Raw genomic sequence first — 832 nt, 5'->3', positions numbered from 1 at the left:
AACAAGTGGCTGCATTGGTTGGTGTGGCCCCTTTTAACTGTGATAGCGGTCTCTACAAAGGACGTAGACGGATATGGGGTGGTCGAGCTGAGGTGCGAAGTGTCCTTTACATGGCTGTCTTRTCCTCGAAGAGCCATAACCCGGTGATCGAGAGGTTTTACAACCAYCTGCTTGCTGCAGGGAAGACGAAGAAAGTAGCGCTGGTGGCATGCATGAGAAAGTTGCTGACGATCCTGAATGCGATGGTGCGCGATCAAAAGCATTTCGCTGAAATGGCTTGAATTTCGACACGGTTGCTCACTCCGGCATTGCTCCGCGGGCCGCCGCGACGGSSCGTCCCTGSCCCGTCGCGGCTAAACCGGCGTCCTGCCGGTTTACCCGCTCCTCAATCCCTGCGTTCGGCCTCGGGCTTATTGGGGCAGTCAGAGCCAGATCAARATCAAAAGCAAGAGCACAGCGGCCTACAGGCCGGCTTGAGTGGTAGAAGCCAGAGCAAAAGCCAAAGCCAAAGCGAAAGCCAAATCTGAAACGGATGCAGCTCTGCTTTTCTGTGGGAGCTGGCTTGCCTGCGATGCAGACAACTCGGTCTCTCAGGTGCTCCGAGGCGATGCCATCGCAGGCAAGCCAGCTCCCACATTTGACCGTGCCCGCTGTAGCTTTTGATCTTGATGTTGCCTTTGCTTCACACCACTCAAGCCGGCCTGTAGGCCGCTGTGCTGTTGATCTGCTTTTGATCTTGATCTTAGGCGCCCCGTTAAACCACGCTGGCCGAACGCAGGTAGTACGGAGCGGGTAAACCGGCAGGACGCCGGTTTAGCCGCGACGGGGCAGG

The 832-nt window shown here is 56.8% G+C and carries 1 protein-coding gene; it reads left to right on the top strand.

Translation table 11 applies throughout. The features are described 5' to 3' along the window. A partial coding sequence (locus tag P3C29_RS32595) for a transposase (protein WP_275966464.1) occupies positions 1 to 281 on the top strand: 281 nt, incomplete at its 5' end. Positions 282 to 832: the final 551 nt, after the last annotated feature.

Origin of the sequence: Pseudomonas sp. 1912-s (genome assembly GCF_029269205.1) — a bacterium.
Taxonomy (GTDB): Bacteria; Pseudomonadota; Gammaproteobacteria; order Pseudomonadales; family Pseudomonadaceae; genus Aquipseudomonas.
This window is presented reverse-complemented; position numbering and strand designations above follow the sequence as displayed.